At 69.0% G+C, this 15,787-nt stretch carries 17 protein-coding genes; 4 read left to right on the top strand and 13 right to left on the bottom strand.

What is annotated here, in order from left to right; all coding sequences use genetic code 11:
* The 11 genes from VNR91_RS01710 to VNR91_RS01660 all read right to left on the bottom strand — a co-directional run.
* The coding region (locus VNR91_RS01710) for a phosphoribosylanthranilate isomerase (RefSeq protein WP_325489067.1) at positions 1 to 459 on the bottom strand (459 nt) is incomplete at its 3' end.
* Positions 459 to 974 carry a GNAT family N-acetyltransferase gene (locus tag VNR91_RS01705; protein ID WP_325489066.1) on the bottom strand — a complete coding sequence of 172 codons (516 nt, stop codon included), beginning with the start codon at positions 972 to 974 and terminating at the stop codon, positions 459 to 461. The genes VNR91_RS01710 and VNR91_RS01705, both read right to left, overlap by 1 nt.
* Positions 975 to 1,028: 54 nt before the next feature.
* Complete coding sequence (gene pyrF / locus VNR91_RS01700; protein ID WP_325489065.1) at positions 1,029 to 1,700, bottom strand: orotidine-5'-phosphate decarboxylase; 672 nt, start codon at positions 1,698 to 1,700, stop codon at positions 1,029 to 1,031.
* Positions 1,697 to 2,017, bottom strand: a complete 321-nt coding sequence (locus VNR91_RS01695) for a LapA family protein (protein WP_325489064.1) — start codon at positions 2,015 to 2,017, stop codon at positions 1,697 to 1,699. Before VNR91_RS01695 ends, pyrF begins: the two co-directional genes overlap by 4 nt.
* A gap of 42 nt (positions 2,018 to 2,059) precedes the next feature.
* Positions 2,060 to 4,336, bottom strand: a complete 2,277-nt coding sequence (locus VNR91_RS01690; RefSeq protein WP_325489063.1) for a patatin-like protein — start codon at positions 4,334 to 4,336, stop codon at positions 2,060 to 2,062.
* A 73-nt stretch (positions 4,337 to 4,409) separates the two neighbouring features.
* Positions 4,410 to 5,105 carry an endonuclease/exonuclease/phosphatase family protein gene (locus tag VNR91_RS01685; RefSeq protein WP_325489062.1) on the bottom strand — a complete coding sequence of 232 codons (696 nt, stop codon included), beginning with the start codon at positions 5,103 to 5,105 and terminating at the stop codon, positions 4,410 to 4,412.
* Between the two features lie 114 nt (positions 5,106 to 5,219).
* Positions 5,220 to 6,578, bottom strand: coding sequence for a HAMP domain-containing sensor histidine kinase (locus tag VNR91_RS01680; protein ID WP_325489061.1), 1,359 nt, complete (start codon positions 6,576 to 6,578; stop codon positions 5,220 to 5,222).
* 7 nt (positions 6,579 to 6,585) lie between these two features.
* Entirely contained in the window at positions 6,586 to 7,314 is a 729-nt protein-coding gene (locus VNR91_RS01675) for a response regulator (RefSeq protein ID WP_325489060.1), read from the bottom strand.
* Positions 7,315 to 7,457: 143 nt separating this feature from the next.
* Positions 7,458 to 8,123 (bottom strand): hypothetical protein, encoded by a 666-nt coding sequence (locus VNR91_RS01670; RefSeq protein ID WP_325489059.1) that lies wholly within the window; start codon positions 8,121 to 8,123, stop codon positions 7,458 to 7,460.
* Between the two features lie 117 nt (positions 8,124 to 8,240).
* Positions 8,241 to 9,014 carry a thioesterase family protein gene (locus VNR91_RS01665; RefSeq protein WP_325489058.1) on the bottom strand — a complete coding sequence of 258 codons (774 nt, stop codon included), beginning with the start codon at positions 9,012 to 9,014 and terminating at the stop codon, positions 8,241 to 8,243.
* A complete protein-coding gene (locus VNR91_RS01660; protein ID WP_325489057.1) occupies positions 9,011 to 10,558 on the bottom strand; it encodes a class I adenylate-forming enzyme family protein in 1,548 nt (515 codons plus the stop codon). The genes VNR91_RS01665 and VNR91_RS01660 overlap by 4 nt, the downstream gene beginning before the upstream one ends.
* A gap of 88 nt (positions 10,559 to 10,646) precedes the next feature.
* Between VNR91_RS01660 and VNR91_RS01655 the strand changes: the two genes are divergently transcribed.
* Positions 10,647 to 11,264, top strand: a complete 618-nt coding sequence (locus VNR91_RS01655; RefSeq protein ID WP_325489056.1) for a glutathione S-transferase family protein — start codon at positions 10,647 to 10,649, stop codon at positions 11,262 to 11,264.
* Complete coding sequence (locus VNR91_RS01650; RefSeq protein WP_325489055.1) at positions 11,264 to 12,046, top strand: SDR family oxidoreductase; 783 nt, start codon at positions 11,264 to 11,266, stop codon at positions 12,044 to 12,046. The genes VNR91_RS01655 and VNR91_RS01650 overlap by 1 nt, the downstream gene beginning before the upstream one ends.
* A gap of 102 nt (positions 12,047 to 12,148) precedes the next feature.
* On the opposite strand, the gene VNR91_RS01645 is transcribed toward VNR91_RS01650, so the two are convergent.
* A complete protein-coding gene (locus VNR91_RS01645) occupies positions 12,149 to 12,472 on the bottom strand; it encodes a YnfA family protein (protein ID WP_325489054.1) in 324 nt (107 codons plus the stop codon).
* A gap of 52 nt (positions 12,473 to 12,524) precedes the next feature.
* Positions 12,525 to 13,232: a glutathione binding-like protein gene (locus VNR91_RS01640; RefSeq protein WP_325489053.1), complete on the bottom strand. Its 708-nt coding sequence runs from the start codon at positions 13,230 to 13,232 to the stop codon at positions 12,525 to 12,527.
* A gap of 531 nt (positions 13,233 to 13,763) precedes the next feature.
* On the opposite strand from VNR91_RS01640, the gene VNR91_RS01635 reads away from it, so the two are divergent.
* Together VNR91_RS01635 and VNR91_RS01630 are read left to right on the top strand one after the other, a co-directional pair.
* Positions 13,764 to 14,978, top strand: coding sequence for an acyl-CoA dehydrogenase family protein (locus tag VNR91_RS01635; RefSeq protein WP_325489052.1), 1,215 nt, complete (start codon positions 13,764 to 13,766; stop codon positions 14,976 to 14,978).
* 135 nt (positions 14,979 to 15,113) lie between these two features.
* Positions 15,114 to 15,787: acyl-CoA dehydrogenase family protein (locus tag VNR91_RS01630; protein ID WP_325489051.1), on the top strand; the 674-nt coding region annotated here is incomplete at its 3' end.

Genomic DNA, 15,787 nt, shown 5'->3' with positions numbered 1-15,787 from the left:
GAAACGATCGAGCAACGCCCAGTCGAACCGCAACCCCATGCCGCCGGGCAGCGCGGCGCTGTCCGGGGTCTTCGCGTCGTAGACGATCAGGTCGGCGGCGCCGTGATAGGGGACGGCGGCGTCGAGATCGCCGCGAGTCTTGACCGGTACGGCCGCCCAAATCTCCCGACCCGAGCGGGCCCGGATGGCGGCGGCGCGGTCGGGCGCGACTTTGTGAAGCTGGAGGACGTCTACAAATGGAGCGATACTCTCCACCTGCGCATCGTCGGGATCGACCAGCACGCCGACGCGCGCGACGCGGGCCGGGACGCGCGCCGCGAGACCGGCAAGGCGGGCGAGGTCGACATGGCGCGGGCTGGGCGCGAAATGGACGAAGCCGACATGGCTCGCCCCACTGGCGATGGCGGAGTCGAGCGTCGCGGGGGTCGACAGGCCGCAGATCTTGGCGGTGGTCCGCATCAGCCCAGCGCCTTTTCCAGCACGGTCATGAACAGCGGCGGGTCGATCGGGATCGGGAAGTCGCGCCGTTCGCCGGTGACGGCATAGCCGCGCCGCAGATAATAGGCGATCAACTCCGTGCGACGCTCGATCACGGTCATCTCGATGCGGTCGGCACCGAATGTACGGCGCGCGCAATCCTCCGCCGCGTCGATCAGCACACGGCCGATGCCGGCGGCCTGAAGCCGTGGTTCAACGCAGAGCTGCCCGAGATAGGCGAGGCGATTCGCCAACCCGGTCACCGCGACGCAGCCGATCAGATCGCCGTCGCGCTCGGCGACCAGCAGCCGCTGGTTCGGCTGGGCGAGGATATCCTCCAGCACGTCCAGGCTGGTGCGGTCGCCGTCGAGCAGGTCAGCCTCGTGCGTCCACCCGACACGCGCCGATTCGCCACGATAGGCGCGCTCGATCACCGGATGCAGCCGGGGCAGGTCATCGGCGGTGGCGAGCCGAATCGATGGGGGAGGGGCGGTCATACCGCCGAGATAGCGGGCGGCTGGCCGGTTGCAATCTGGCCGGTGCGACGTCGGCTACAGCGTCGCCCCGATCGCGCGCGCGGCCTGGTCGGGATCGTCCGCCTGCGTGATCGGACGCCCCACCACCAGGATCGACGCGCCGGCATCGAGCGCCTGGCGCGGCGAGACCACGCGCTTCTGATCACCGCTCGCGCCGTCGGGCGGGCGGACGCCGGGGACGACGAAGAACCCGTCATGCCACGCCTTGTGCGCGGCGGCGACTTCCTCACCCGAACAGACGATGCCGTCGACCCCGGCCGATCTTGCCAGCTCGGTCAGGCGCAGCACCTGCTCATGCGGATCGGGTTTCAGCCCGATCGAGGTGAGGTCGCCGCCGTCGAGGCTGGTCAGCATCGTCACCGCCACCACCTTGGTGCCCTGCGGCGCCGCCGCCTTGGCATCCTCCATCATCGCGCGGCCGCCGGCGGCGTGGATGGTGATGATCGCCGGCTCGAGCGGGCGCAGCGCCTGCACCGCCTTCGCTACGGTATTGGGAATGTCGTGGAATTTCAGGTCGAGGAAGATCGGCAGGCCGATCTCCGCCATTTCGTGCACCCCGGCACGGCCGTTGGCCATGAAGAATTCCAGGCCAAGCTTGATCCCGCCGACATGGTTGCGGACGCGCTGGGCGATCGCGCGGGCGCGGTCGAGATCGGGCGTGTCGAGGGCAACGTAGATCGGGCTCATGCCGGGTCGGTGCCCGTGTTCGACAGGTCGGCGGCGGGGGTAGGAGGCGGAGCCGGGGTGGCCGTCACCTGACGCAGATCGGCCACGGTGCGCTCGGTCGTCGCCAGCCGGTTGCGCAGCCGCCAGCGTGTGGTCAGCCAGGTCAGCCACATCGGGACCAGCCCGATCAGGAAGCACACCGCCATCAGCAGCGGCAGGTTCACGTCGGCGATCAGCCCGCCCCACAGCGCGACCGGAACCGTCGTCCAATTGTTGATCGCGAACGCGACCGCCAGCCCGGCGATCAGCACGATCAGCAACGTCTTGAGGAACTGCATGGGGGCAAGCTTATGTGGGTCGGGCGCGAATGGCCACCCCGATCAGCCGATTTCCGCGCGCAATTGATCGAACAGGGCGGCGATCGCGGTCAATCGCGGCTGTTCGGCGTCGAGGATGGCGAGGAAAGCCGCGCGCTTGATCGCGGTGACGCGGCCCGGTTTCAGCCCAATTCCGTCGGGCAGCGTCGACACGACGATGTCGATCAGCCGGTCGGCGCCGTGCAGGCGGCCCCACAGATAATCGTTCTCCCGATAGGCACGGCTGAAGAAGGCACCGAAATTGTGGAACTGGATTCCCTTCAACGTCGCCGCCGCGCCGCCGATGCGGATCGACTGCGCGTCGTCGGGCGAGATACGGTCGACCCGCACCGGATCGAATTCGTCCAGCCCTTCGCCCTGCAACAGCGGCAAAGTGGCGATGTCGAAGAAAGGGAAGCCGAGATAGGCGAGCAGCAGCGGGCGACGCAGCTCGCGCGGCAATGCCGAAAAGCCGTCCGACAGCCGCCGATCGGTCTCGGCGTCGATCCCCGGCAGGTCCATCGCGGCCGCCAGCGCGTTGAGCAGCGGCCCGGCATCGTCCTTCAACCCGCGCACGTCGCGGCGCAGCGCGCGATGACGCTCGCTGTGTTCGAGGGCCAGATAGTCGGACAGGCTGGCATAGAGCGCGTCGCGGAACGGGTGGAGCCGCTCGTCGTCGCCCGCCGCATCCATCTCGGTCAGCCGCCGCGCGAGCAGGCGGAGTCGACGGATGCGAAAGCCGAGGTCATGCGCGCGCAGGAACGCGACGATCGGCGAACTGGTCGACAGGTCGCTGGCGGTTCCCGGCGTCACGCCGCGCGCCGCGATCGCCGCGCCGATCCGCTCGCGCAGGGACCGCAGCCGCTCGGGGCTGGTTTCGCCCCCCGCCAGCTCGAGCAGCCGGGCGGTAAGCGTGGTGACGTCGACCAGCTTCAGCCGGGCATAGGCGGAATAGGACAGGCCGGCGTTCTTCGCAGCGGCCACCTGCGCGCGCCGCCGCCACGTCGCCAGCCGCGCGGTGGTCGGATAGTCGAGGAACAGCGTGTAGCCGAAGATGCCCATCACCGCGGTCTCGACCTCGCTGCGCAGCCCCTCCAGAATCTCGCGCATCCGTTCGATCCGGTCGGTGCGCGCGTCGATCTCCTCCAGATTGTCGCGGATCGGCTGCTGACGCGGCAATTCGGACAGCGCGCCCAGGATCGTCTGGAAAAACCCGGGCTGGTCGCTGCTGGTCGTCCCCATGCTGAAGTGAAAGCCGGGGATCGGATCGACATAGACGAAGCGGCGGTCGATCTGGCGCTTGGCCGGGCGATCGCGCAGCACGTCGATCGCCGGGCGGAACGGGGCGTTGGCCAGCACCGATCCGTCGATCAGCACCGCGCTTTCGGCGGCGTTGGCGGCGGCGTGGCGCGGCAGCACCCTATCGACGAAGGCGGCGCGGCCCCGCCACTTCGTGCCGCGTTCCTTCACCACCTCGTCCATCTCGGCGAGGCGCAGCGGCGGGAACGCGCCGGGGAAGCTCGACGTCGCGCGTGCGGCGAACGCCAGCTCGACGGGGTCGCCGCAACTTCCCTGTCCGTGGTCGGAAAAGGGGAAGATCAGCCGATGCTCGGTCTCCACCACTTCGGGCGGGGAGTTGAGCCGGAGCCGTTCGGGGTGTCCGCGAAAATCGGTGACGGTGACGAACAGGTCGAGCGGCTGGCCGTCGGGCAGCAGGCGTGGCCCGCGCGGTCCCTTCGCCATCGCGTCGAAGGCGTCGAGCAGCATGTGGCTCAGCCGCTTGCCGCCGAACGGTGGTTCGAACCAGCGCGAGCGGATGAAATGCTGAAGCTTGCGGCGCACCTCTTCGCGCGTGGTCGGCTCGACGGTATCGGCGATCGCGTCGCGGTCGGCGGCCAACCAGGCGATCGGCGTCGCCCACAGCTTCGAGAATCGGTGCGGCGCCGCGTCGGTATCGAGCAGCGCCTCGATATCGGCGCCGTCCAGCCACAGGTCGGTCAGCGGATCGAGCGACTGGCCGGTCGCGATCGCCTGCGCCAGGAAAATGCCATTGATCCCGCCCGCGCTGGCCCCGGCGACGATGTCGACCAGCACGCGCAGCCGGACCTGCGCGGTGTCGGCGATCTCCTCCAGCAGCGCGCGGTAGACGGCAGGGCTGCCGGTCAACGATTCGTCGCCCTCATGGTAGGCGCGGCTGGCGCGGGCGAGCCGCCAGATTTCCCCGGTGATGCCGTGCATGTACACCGCCAGGCTGATGCCGCCGTAGCACACCAGCGCCAGTCTCAGTTCCTTCTCGCGCATGACGAGCGGTTACACCTCTTTCCCTTGCCAATCCCAGCATAGGGCACGTGGCGATTTTCGCGACCCGTGCGTGTCAGCCGGCGTCGAGCCGCGCCCACACGGGCAGATGATCGGACGCGCTACGCGCCGCCGCGCTGTTGTGCACCCCGCATTCGACCACCCTGAGTCCGGGCGAGACCATGATCCGGTCGAGCCGCGCCACCGGCCGCCGCGCGTGGAAGCTGGGGCCGGTCGGGGCGGCGGCGAAGCTGTGGCCGAAATCGCGCAGGCACCCCGACTGCCGGCTCCATTCGTTGAGATCGCCCATCAGTACGGTCGGATGCTGGGCGGAGGAGGCGGCGAGGTGGGCGAGGATCGCGTGCGCCTGCCGGCGGCGCCACAGCCCCGACAGATCGAGGTGCATCCCCACCACCCGCAGCATCACGCCGTTAATCCGGACGTCGGCCATCACCGCGCCGCGCGGTTCCAGCGCGGGCAGGTGGATCGCTTCACAATCGGCGATCACCACGTCCTTGCGCACCAGCAGCGCGTTGCCGTGCCAGCCCATGCTGTGTGCGCGCGCGCCGAACGGGATCGCCTTCCACGGCGAATGTTCCTCGAGCAGGTGGAGCGGGATCACCCCCTCGCGCCGGCCGAAGCGGCGGTCGGCCTCCTGCAACGCGATCACATCGGCGTCGATCTCGCGCAGCACCGCCAGCGTGCGCTCGGGAACGCGGCGGCGATCGGTGCCGACGGCCTTGTGCATGTTGTAGCTGGCTACGGTGATCATCGGCGGGGGCTGTAGCATCGGAAAGGCGGGGCGTCCCATTCAGGTCGGCGCTGAACGGATGGGCGGCGACCGGGTTGCACCGCCGCGCGATCAGCCGCGCGTTCAGCCATGCGATCAGCCGCGCGGCAGGTCGATGGTGGCGGCCAGGCCGCCGCCGTCGCGATTGGCGAGCACGATCGTGCCGCCCGCCTCCTCGACGATCGCGCGGGTGAGGGCGAGGCCCAGGCCGATCCCGCCGGTCTCCCGGTTGCGCGAATCCTCGACGCGGATGAACGCCTCGAACACCGCCGCCAGCTTGTCCGGCGCGATGCCCGGCCCGCGATCGAGCACCTCGATCCGCGCGCCCCGATCGGTCCGCTGCACCGTGACCTCGACCTGGCTGGCATATTTGATCGCGTTCTCGATCAGGTTGCGGACCGCGCGGCGCATCAGCGCGGGGCGTAGCCGCATCGGCAGGCGGTCGAAATCGTCCGCCGCGATGTCATGCCCCAGGTCGCGGAAATCCTCGACTACCGCATCGACCAGCGCGGCCAGATCGACCTCGGTCGGTGGCTCGCTGGGGCGGCCTAGGCGCGCCAGCGACAGGATGTCCTCCAGCGTGCGCGCCATCTCGTCGATGGTGTCCGCCATCTTCGCGCGATCGGCGTCGTCCTCCACCGATTCGATGCGGACGCGCAGCGCCGCCAGCGGCGTGCGCAGATCGTGGCCTATCGCACCCAGCATCCGGTCCTTTTCGTCGAGCATCGCGACAACGCGTGTCCGCAGCGCGTTGTAGGCGGCGATCACCGCGCGCACGTCGGTCGGCCCCTCCTCGCGCAGCGGCGGCGCGCCGTCACCGGGCCGGAAATCGCGGGTTGCCTCCGCCAATGTGCGCAGCGGCCGGGCGATGCGGCGACCGATCCACAACACCGCCAGCAGCATGATGACATAGAGGATCAGCGTCTGCGCGATGAGTTGCCCCACCAGCCCGCGCTCGGTCCGGGGCCACGGCCCCGACAGTGTCAGCCACCCGTGTTTCGGTGATTCGACCGCGATGGTGAGCACCGCGAAATCATGGCGATCGCGGGTGTCGCCGCGCGCCTTGGGATTGTCGCGCCGACGATCGAATCGTGCGTCGCTGTCATTGAACGGGCGAATGCCGGTGGCGATCCGGCCAGCGTTCACCCCGGCCTCTCGCAGACCGCTGCGGATCGCCGCCTCGACATCGGGCACGGCAGGCAGATCGGCGGCCAAGGGATTGACCGGGGCGAGGCGGACCCGCCCGCGCTGGCGATCGGTCGACAGCGGTCGCCCGCTGTCGAGCCGCTCGAACGCGTCGACCAGTCGCGTCACCGCCGGGCCGGTGGTCCCCGCCAGCCGCAGTTGCCGTCGCTCGCGCAGCAGGAACGCGAAGTTGATCGCCTGCGCCACGAACAGCGCGATCGCGACCAGCAGCGCGAGCTGGCCGGGCAGGCTGCGCGGGCCGAACCTCACAACGGCCTCACAATCGGGTGACTTCGGCGGCGAGGGTGTAGCCGCCGCCCCACACGGTCTTGATCAGCGCCGGCGCCTTGGCGTCGGTCTCGATCTTCTTGCGCAGCCGGCTGACCTGATTGTCGATCGCCCGGTCGAACGCCGCCGCCTCGCGCCCCTGGGTCAGGTCGAGCAGCTGGTCGCGGGTCAGCACCTGCCGGGGGCGCGTCACCAGCGCGAGCAGCAGGTTGTATTCGCCGGTCGACAGCGGCACCGACACGCCCTCCCGATCGACCAGCGCGCGCTCGCCGGTCTTGAGCACCCAGCCGGCGAAGGCGTAGGAGCCGGTTTCCGGCCCGTGCTGGCGCGCGGCGCCGCCCTGTACCCGGCGCAGCACCACGCGGATGCGCGCGGTCAGCTCGCGCGGCGAAAACGGCTTCACCACATAATCGTCGGCGCCCATCTCCAGCCCGACGATGCGATCGGTTTCCTCGCTGCGCGCGGTCAGCAGGATCACCGGGGTGTCGCTGGTCGCGCGGATGTGGCGGCACAGGGACAGCCCGTCCTCGCCCGGCATCATGATATCGAGCACGACCAGATCGATCGCATAAGCGGTCATCCGCGCCCGCGCGCCTTCCGCGTCGCCCGCCTGGGTGACACGAAACCCCTGCTTGGTCAGATATTGCGCGAGCGGCTCGCGGATCGAACGCTCGTCGTCGACGAGCAGGAGGTGAGGGAGGTCTGCGGACATGTCCATCGTGCTAGAGTCTGTGCTCAATTGGAACAAGGACCGGGATCAAATCCCGATTGCCAGCGCCGGGGCGGGGGAGGAGGCACCCCATCCCGGCGCTGGGTCGCGCACCGTCGGCCAGGCACCGGCATGACCGGCGGCGAGGGCGTTCAGTTGCCCGGCGGCGGACCGCCCGGCCCGTCGGGACCGCGACGCATGCCCTGCATCATCGCGTCGCGCTCGGCGGCGTCGATGAAGCCGTCGTGGTTAGTGTCCATCCGGTCGAAGCGCGCCTTGGATTGCGCGTCATACTCGGCGCGGGTGATGATGCCGTCGCCATCCCGGTCGAGCCGGTCGAGCATCCGGGCCATGCCGGGTCCGGGGCCGGGGCCGCCATCTGCCGCCTTGCGCTCGGCGGCGTCGATGCGGCCGTCGTTGTTGGTGTCGAGCGCCTGGAACTGCCTGGCCGCGGAGGCGTCGCTTTCCGCGCGGCTGATCCGGCCGTCGCCGTCGGCGTCGAGCCCGGCCAGCATCCGACCGCCGATGCCGCCGCGCTGCATTCCCATCGGCATGGCGCGGCCGGGCATCGGCCGCATCGCGCGGAAACCGGCGCGGCGCTCGTCACGGCTGAGGACGCCGTCGTGGTTGGTGTCGATCCGGGCGAAGCGGGCCTCGGCGCCGGCAAGGAACTCGGCGCGGGTCAGTCGCCCGTCGCCATTGGCGTCGCCGCGCATCGGATGCCCGGCCGTTGCCGCCGGCGCGGTCGATTGCGACGCGATCGCCACGCCGCCGATCGCGGTGGCGCCCAGCGCGACGGCTATCAGATAGGTCTTCATCGAACAGGCTGTCCTTTCACGTCGCCAAGGGGGGAGCGACGACGATCAGGAATATGCCGGCCGCGTGTCGCGCCGGTGTGTCAGCGCACCCGCATATTGTCGCAACTTGTCGCGATGTCAGCCGAACATCGCCACACCCTGCATCGCCTCGATCACCGGCACGCCGTCGGCGTTGTACACCGTCATGCGCTGGCTCGAATAGCCGGCGAAGGCGCGATCGGTGCGGCTATGGAGCAGCCACCAGCCGTCGGCCGTCTCGGGGCGCGGCACCAGCAGGTTGACGATCCAGGTCAGCGAACTCATCGCCGCCTTGTTGTCGCGCAGCAGCGCGAAAGCGGCGGGCGGCAGCGCGTCGGCGACCGCGATCAGGTGGGTTTCGGGGTCGAGCCCATCGCGTTCGCGCAGGCGCCCCCAGCGCAGCCATTCGGCCGGGCCGACGTGCGCCTTCATGTCGAAGAAGTTGAAATTGCCGGTGAAGAAACCGGTCGGCCCGGTGTAGAGCTCGGCATCGGCCGGCGGGGGGCGATGATCGCCGGGCGTGGTGACGTCATAGGCGATCGCGGAGGTCAGGTCGGCCATGAAAACAAAGGTCGCGCGATAGCCCAGCCCCGCTTCGGAGGTGATCGTCGATTCGACGAACACCGCGTTGCGTCCGCGCCGCAGCCGCTGTGCGGTCACCGTCACCGCCCCGGCGAGCGGCCCGACGAACGCGACAAGCGCCGACCGCAGCGGCGGCAGGTCGACTTCGCTCAGCTTGGCGGCGTGCAGCGCCAGCGCCGACGACAGCCCGCCATAGGCGGTGCGGCCCTGGAGCCAGTCGGCGGGGATATCGACCTGGAATCCCCCCTCGACCGGGCGGGAGCCGGCCAGGATATCAGCGAGCGCGCTCATGCGGTGGTCCTCGCCGCCTGATAGCGATCGCGCAGTTCACGCTTCAGCACCTTGCCGATCGCGCTGCGCGGCAGTTCGTCGACGCGCTCGATCCCGCGCAGCCGCTGGGTCTTGCCGACCCGTTCGTTGACCCATGCCAGTACGGCATCGGGATCGGAGGAGCCGCCCGATCGGGGCACGTAGAACGCGATCGGCGTTTCTCCCCATTCCTCAGAATCGACCCCGACGACGGTGCCGTCGGCAACGTCGGGGTGCCCGGCCATCACCGCCTCGATATCCGAGGGGTAGATGTTGAACCCGCCGGAGATGATGACGTCCTTCTTGCGGTCGAGCAGCGTCAGGAAGCCGTCGGCATCGAACCGCCCGACGTCGCCGTGGCGGATGAAGCGGTTGCCTTCGGCGTCGAACCATTCGGCGGCGCTGCTGGCGTCGGCACGGCCGTGATAGCCGCTCATCATCGCGCCCGATCGTCCGACCACCTCGCCCATTTCACCCGGCGGCACCTCATTGCCGTCGTCGTCGATCAGGCGGATGTCGTGCCCCTCGGCCGGACGGCCGACGGTGTGGAGCTTGTCGGGGAAAGCGTTGGCGATCAGCACGCAGGTGCCGCCTCCTTCCGTCATGCCGTAATATTCGACCAGCAGCCCCGGCCAGCGCGCGAGGATGTCGGCCTTCAGCGCGGCGGAGAAGGGCGCGGAGGTACAGGTCTTGAGCCGGAAGGCGGACAGGTCGTAGCGGTTGAAATCGGGCATCGCCATGATCCGCGCATATTGGACCGGCACCAGCATCGCGTGGGTGGCGCGGTGCTTTTCCGCCATCTGGAGAAACCGCTGCGCGTCGAACTTGCCGAGCAGCACCGCGGTGCCGCCCCACGCCAGCGTCGGCAGGAAACTGACCAGGGTGGTGTTGGAATAGAGCGGGGTGGAGATCATCGTCACCCCGTCGCCAAAGCCGGCTTCCGCGTTGACGATGACATGCGCCCACCGCATCGCGTGCGGCTGGACGATCCCCTTCGGCGTGCCGGTGGTGCCCGAGGAATAGATGATGTTGAACGGATCGTCGGGGGCGATGGCGACCGGCTGCGGGATGCCGGGGCGCGCGAAATCGCGATGCGGGATGCCGGCATCGCTGTCGTCGAGCGCGACTCGCTTCGCCGCGACCGGACGGTCGCCCAGCGTCGCGGCGGCGGCGGCGTCGAGGAACAGGATCGGCGCACCGCAATCGGCGATCATCGCCGCCATCTGATCGCCGGTGGACGAGGGCGCGAGGGGGGCCGGAACGCAGCCGGCGCGCAGTGCGCCCAGGAACGCGCAGGCATATTCGATCGACGGCGCGGCGGCGATGGCGATCGCGGTGCGTGGCGCGACGCCCTCCCGCTGGATCGCGGCGGCAACGTTGTTCATCGCCGTATCGAGCGCGGCGTAGCTGAGCGTGCGATCGTCCTGCGCGAGCGCGGTCCGGTCGCCGCGCTCCCGCGCATGGGCGGCGATCAGATCGGAAAGCGTTCCAAAGGGCTGCGCGAGGATCTCCGCGGCGGTCGACATGGCGTCTCCTGTTTCTTCGCCGACGCAGCTAGGCGCAAGCCACGCGGAATGCCATACGCGATGTTCGAAAAGACAACAGGTGAGAGTGATGCTGTTCTACGACACCCCCGACCCCGCACCCAATCCGCGCCGCGTCCGCATCTTCGCCGCGGAAAAGGGCGTCGCCCTGCCGACGCAGACCATCTCGATCGCCAAGGGCGAGCATCGCGGTGACGCCTATCTGGCGGTCAACCCGCTCGGCCAGACCCCGGCGCTGGTGCTCGACGATGGAGAGGTGCTGACCGAGAGCCTGTCGATCTGCCGCTATCTGGAGGCGCTGTACACCGATCCGCCGCTGTTCGGGGCGACGGCGCTGGAATCTGCGCGGATCGATATGTGGGTCCGCCGAATCGAATTGCGGTTGATGGTGCCGGTCGGGGCGATCTGGGCGCACACCCACCCGTTCATGGCGCGCGTCATGCCGCACCAGTTCACGGACTTCGGCGAGAGCAACCGGCCGCTGGTCGATCGCGCGCTCGCGCTGTGCGACGCCGCGCTGGGTGAGACGCCGTACCTGGCGGGCGAACAGTTCAGCGTGGCCGACATCACGCTGCTGACGACGATCGACTTCGCCACCTTTGTCGGCCTGACGGTGCCCGAGGATCTGGTCCGGCTCAACGACTGGCATCGCCGCGTGTCGGCGCGGCCGAGCGCGAAGGCGGTCTGATGGACGGCGTGGCGATCGTCACCGGCGGTGGCACCGGCATCGGCGCGGCGGTGGTGCGCGCATTGGCGGCGCGCGGCATCACGTGCGTCATCAACTATGCCTCCAGCCGCGATGCGGCGGAGGCGCTGGCGGCGGAGGTCGGCAACGGCGCGATCGCGGTGCAGGCCGACGTCGCCGACGACGCGCAATGCCGCGCGCTGGCCGGTGCGGCGACCGAGGCGTTCGGACGGATCGACTTCCTGGTCAACAACGCCGGCAAGACCAAGTTCGCCGCGCATGAGGATCTGGACGCGCTGACCGCCGACGACTTCATCGACCTGTACCGGCTCAACCTGATCGGCGCGTTCCAGATGGTGCGTGCCTGCACCCCGGCGCTGAAGGCGGGGCCGCACGGCGCGGTGGTCAACGTCGCCTCGGTCGCGGGGGTGCACGGCATCGGATCGTCGGTGGCCTATGCCGCGTCGAAGGGCGCGCTGATCACCATGACGAGGAGCCTGGCGCGGGTACTGGCGCCGGGAATCCGCATGAATGCCGTGGCGCCCAGCTATGTGGGCACGGGCTGGTACGAGAACCGGCTGGGCGAGGCGGGGTTCGCCGCGCTCAACCAGCGGATCGCGGCCAGCGTGCCGATGGCGATGGCGACGATGGCGGAGGATGTCGCCGGGCCGATCGTGATGCTGCTCGATCCCGCCAGCCGGGTGATCACCGGCGAGGTGATCGAACTGGACGCCGGCGCGCATCTGGACGTCGGGCTGTCGCGGCGGCCGGGGAAGGAGATGTAGCGAGGGGGCAAGCCCTGTCCGTTGTGTCCTGAACCGCTCGACCGTCGTCTGCCGCGCGGTGGACCCCCGAAGGAGTCCGGGGGTGACGGGATTGCGGCGGGACTACGGCCCGCGCGGCGCCCACAGGATCACGGCCGAGCCGACCAGGCAGATGCCGACGCCGATCACGTCCCAGCGATCCGGCATCACGCCTTCCGCGAGCCACAGCCACGCCAGCGCGCACAGTATGTAGATGCCGCCATAGGCCGCATAGGCGCGCCCGGCATTGTCGGTATCGATCAGCGTCAGAAGCCACGCGAACAGCACCAGAGAGGCGATGCCGGGAGCGATCCACCACATCGATCGCCCGAGCCGGAGCCAGGCCCAGAAGGCGAAGCACCCGCCGATTTCGGCGAGCGCGGCGGCGATGTAGACAAGATAGGTCATCGCCGCCGCCCGATCATGGTTGCTGCCCGCTGCGACTCACCGATAGCGGCGGTCAGGCGGGCTTGCCATTGCCCGCGGTCTGGCCGAACAGCACCTTGCGCTCCTCGTCGCTCATCGGCTTGGCATAGCTCTGGACCTCGCCGCCCTTCGCATAGGCGCGGATCGTCGCCGGGCGCGCCTTGATGCCCTCGAACCAGCGCTGGACGTAGGGGAAGTCGTTCAAGTCCTGCTTGTGCGCCTGATGCGGGACGATCCACGGATAGATCGCCATGTCGGCGATCGAATAGCCGCTGCCGGCGACGAAGTCGCGCCCCTCCAGCCGCCGGTCGAGCACGCCGTAGAGCCGGTTGGTCTCCTTGGTATAGCGATCGATGGCATAGGGCACCTTTTCCGGCGCGTAGACGTTGAAATGGCCGTTCTGCCCGGCCATCGGGCCAAGCCCGCCCATCTGCCACATCAGCCATTGCAGGATGTCGGTACGCTCCCGCGTGGTGTCGCCGTAGAATTTGCCCTCCTTCAGCGCGAGGTAGATCAGGATCGCGCCGCTTTCGAACACGCTGACGGGATCGCCGCCGTCGGCGGGGGCGGTGTCGATGATCGCCGGCATCCGGTTGTTGGGCGAGAACTTCAGGAACTCGGGATTGAACTGGTCGCCCGCGCCGATGTTGACCGGGTGGATGTCATAGGGGACGCCCGCTTCCTCGAGGAACAGGGTGATCTTGTGACCATTGGGGGTGGGCCAGTAGTAGAGATCGATCATCGACGCGCTCCTGTTTTTTCGGCCGTGGTGCGGCTGTGTCGGGCCGCAGATGGGTCTGGGCGGATCGTTACGCAACGGGGCACGGGCGGCCGAAGGTCACACGAAGGTCACACCTGATCGGGGTGTCGGGTGGCGTGGATGCCGGGCGAAGCGGGAGTCACGCGAAGACGCGAAGCTGCGAAGAAGAAGGAAGAATGTGTTCGCGCGGAGGCGGAGACGCGGAGGGTTGCGCCCGTCGCTGCGTCTCGCGTCAGCGGGATCTTCAACCCTGTTGCGCGCGGGTTCCGGAAGGCCGCTGGCGCGGCTGAGGGTGCGGCAGGCGCAACCCCTCCGCGTCTCCGCGTGAACCCGAAACCTTTTCTCCTTCGCGTCTTCGCGTGACCATCACACCGCTCCCCGGCCACCCGTTTCCACAGATCGGGTCATGTAGGACAGCGAAAACTGCCCGACGCACGCCGATAAAGCCGGACTTGACGCGCCCTGTCCCGTACCGCAGTTTCGAAAGATAAGAATAAGGACCGGAGGATCCCGATGGCGACGTTAGCCGAACCTGACAGCCAGACCGACGCGCTGGACGCCTTTCGCCAGGAGGCGCGCGGCTGGATCGACGCGCATTTTCCCAAGTCGCTGCGCGGCGTCGACAACAGCATGTCGGCGGTCGAGGGACCGACGGCGCTGTCGCCCGACGAGGCCGCGTGGAAGGCGGCGATGGGCGAGAAGGGCTGGGGCGTGCCGACCTGGCCGAAGCAATATGGCGGCGGCGGGCTGAGCCGGGCGGAGGCGCGCGTGCTGGCCGAGGAAATGGCCCGCGCCGGCGCGACCAACCCGATCGGCGGCATGGGGGTGATGATGTTCGGGCCGACGCTGCTCGAATATGGTAGCGAGGCGCAGAAGCAGGAGCATATCCCGGCGATCGCGCGCGGTGAGGTGCGCTGGTGCCAGGGCTATTCGGAGCCGAACGCCGGTTCGGACCTGGCGAACCTCCAGACCTTTGCCGAGGACAATGGCGACCATTACCTCGTCAACGGGCAAAAGACGTGGACGTCGGGCGGGCAATGGGCGGACAAATGCTTTTGCCTGGTGCGCACCGACAAGAGCCAGAAGCAGGGCGGCATCAGCTTTGTCCTGATCGACATGACCGCGCCCGGCGTCGAGGTGAAGCCGATCCAGATGATCAGCGGCATGTCGCCGTTCTGCGAGACGTTCTTCACCGACGTGAAGGTGCCCAAATCCGATCGCGTTGGCGAGGAGGGGCAGGGCTGGACGATCGGCAAGCGGCTGTTGCAACACGAGCGCACCAATTTGTCCGGTGGCGGCGCGCGGATGCTGGCGGCGGGATCGAGCCTGGCCGAGCTGGCCAAGACGCATGTGGGGACCGACAAGGACGGCCTGATCGCGGACCGCGAATTGCGCGCGCGCATCGCCAAGTTCGAGATGGACTGGCGCGTATTCCAGCTCACCGCGATGCGGATCATGGCCGAATCCAAGGCGGTTGGCGGCGTGTCCGAGGTGTCGTCGATCCTCAAGACGATCGGGACAAAGCTGGGTCAGGAGCGCGCCGAGCTGATCATCGAGATCGAGGGGTTGCAGGGGCTGGGCTGGGCTGGCGAAGGCTTTACCCCGGAGGAGCTGACCGCGACGCGGACGTGGTTGTTCGGCAAGGCGACGACGATCTACGGCGGATCGACCGAGATCCAGAACAATGTGATCGCCAAGCGCATCCTGGGGATGCTGGATCATCAATAGCGTCCGTCACCCCGGCCAGGGCCGGGGTCCACCGGGCGGGCGGCGCTGGAGGATGGCTTCGACCGTCTCGCGTGCCGCACGGCGGGTGCCGGAACAGGTCCGGCATGACGGCGGAGAATTTGGAGAGGGATTGTCATGGCCGTTCTGAGCGAAGAACAGACGATGCTGCGCGACATGGCGCGCGAATGGACCCGCAACGAAAGCCCGGTGGCGGCGTGGCGCAAGGTGCGCGATGCCGATGGCGCGGCGGGGTATGATCCGGCGGTGCTGGCCGAGGTCGCCGGCATGGGATGGACCGGGATCATCATCCCCGAAGCCTATGGGGGGAGCGATTTCGGCTGGCTGAGCCTGGGGCTGGTGATCGAGGAACTCGGCAAGACGCTGACCGCGACCCCGCTGGCGGCGAGCGCGGGTGCGGCGGCGGCGATCCTGCTGGGCGGGAGTGACGCGCAGAAACAGGCGTATCTGCCGCGGATCGCGTCGGGCGAACTGGTTGCCGCGCTGGCGATCGACGAAGGGGGGCGCCACGATCCGGCGGCGATCGCGACGAGCGTGGCGGCGGGCAAGATCAGCGGCACCAAGGCGTTCGTCGCGGAAGGCGACACCGCCGGGCTGTTCGTCGTCGCGGCGAGCGATGGTGTCTATCTGGTCGAGGACGGCGCGGGGGTGACGCGGACGCGGCGGCACCTGGCCGATTTCCGCAGCCATGCCGACGTCGCCTTTGACGGTGCGGCGGCCGAGCGGCTGGACGGGGGCGGCGACGGATTGCTCGACGCGATCCTTGACCGCGCCGCGATCCTGACGGCGGC

The organism is Sphingomonas sp. (assembly GCF_035555815.1).
Taxonomy (GTDB): Bacteria; Pseudomonadota; Alphaproteobacteria; order Sphingomonadales; family Sphingomonadaceae; genus Sphingomonas.
Note: the sequence above shows the minus strand (reverse complement) of the source record. Positions and strands in the feature narration are given on the sequence as shown.

What these genes read in the sequence shown, in the direction of transcription:
- VNR91_RS01705 (WP_325489066.1), bottom strand. Translation starts at nt 974, where the DNA reads ATGACCGCCCCTCCCCCATCGATTCGGCTCGCCACCGCCGATGACCTG.
- pyrF (WP_325489065.1), bottom strand. Translation starts at nt 1,700, where the DNA reads ATGAGCCCGATCTACGTTGCCCTCGACACGCCCGATCTCGACCGCGCC.
- VNR91_RS01695 (WP_325489064.1), bottom strand. Translation starts at nt 2,017, where the DNA reads ATGCAGTTCCTCAAGACGTTGCTGATCGTGCTGATCGCCGGGCTGGCG.
- VNR91_RS01690 (WP_325489063.1), bottom strand. Translation starts at nt 4,336, where the DNA reads ATGCGCGAGAAGGAACTGAGACTGGCGCTGGTGTGCTACGGCGGCATC.
- VNR91_RS01685 (WP_325489062.1), bottom strand. Translation starts at nt 5,105, where the DNA reads ATGATCACCGTAGCCAGCTACAACATGCACAAGGCCGTCGGCACCGAT.
- VNR91_RS01675 (WP_325489060.1), bottom strand. Translation starts at nt 7,314, where the DNA reads ATGGACATGTCCGCAGACCTCCCTCACCTCCTGCTCGTCGACGACGAG.
- VNR91_RS01670 (WP_325489059.1), bottom strand. Translation starts at nt 8,123, where the DNA reads ATGAAGACCTATCTGATAGCCGTCGCGCTGGGCGCCACCGCGATCGGC.
- VNR91_RS01665 (WP_325489058.1), bottom strand. Translation starts at nt 9,014, where the DNA reads ATGAGCGCGCTCGCTGATATCCTGGCCGGCTCCCGCCCGGTCGAGGGG.
- VNR91_RS01660 (WP_325489057.1), bottom strand. Translation starts at nt 10,558, where the DNA reads ATGTCGACCGCCGCGGAGATCCTCGCGCAGCCCTTTGGAACGCTTTCC.
- VNR91_RS01655 (WP_325489056.1), top strand. Translation starts at nt 10,647, where the DNA reads ATGCTGTTCTACGACACCCCCGACCCCGCACCCAATCCGCGCCGCGTC.
- VNR91_RS01650 (WP_325489055.1), top strand. Translation starts at nt 11,264, where the DNA reads ATGGACGGCGTGGCGATCGTCACCGGCGGTGGCACCGGCATCGGCGCG.
- VNR91_RS01645 (WP_325489054.1), bottom strand. Translation starts at nt 12,472, where the DNA reads ATGACCTATCTTGTCTACATCGCCGCCGCGCTCGCCGAAATCGGCGGG.
- VNR91_RS01640 (WP_325489053.1), bottom strand. Translation starts at nt 13,232, where the DNA reads ATGATCGATCTCTACTACTGGCCCACCCCCAATGGTCACAAGATCACC.
- VNR91_RS01635 (WP_325489052.1), top strand. Translation starts at nt 13,764, where the DNA reads ATGGCGACGTTAGCCGAACCTGACAGCCAGACCGACGCGCTGGACGCC.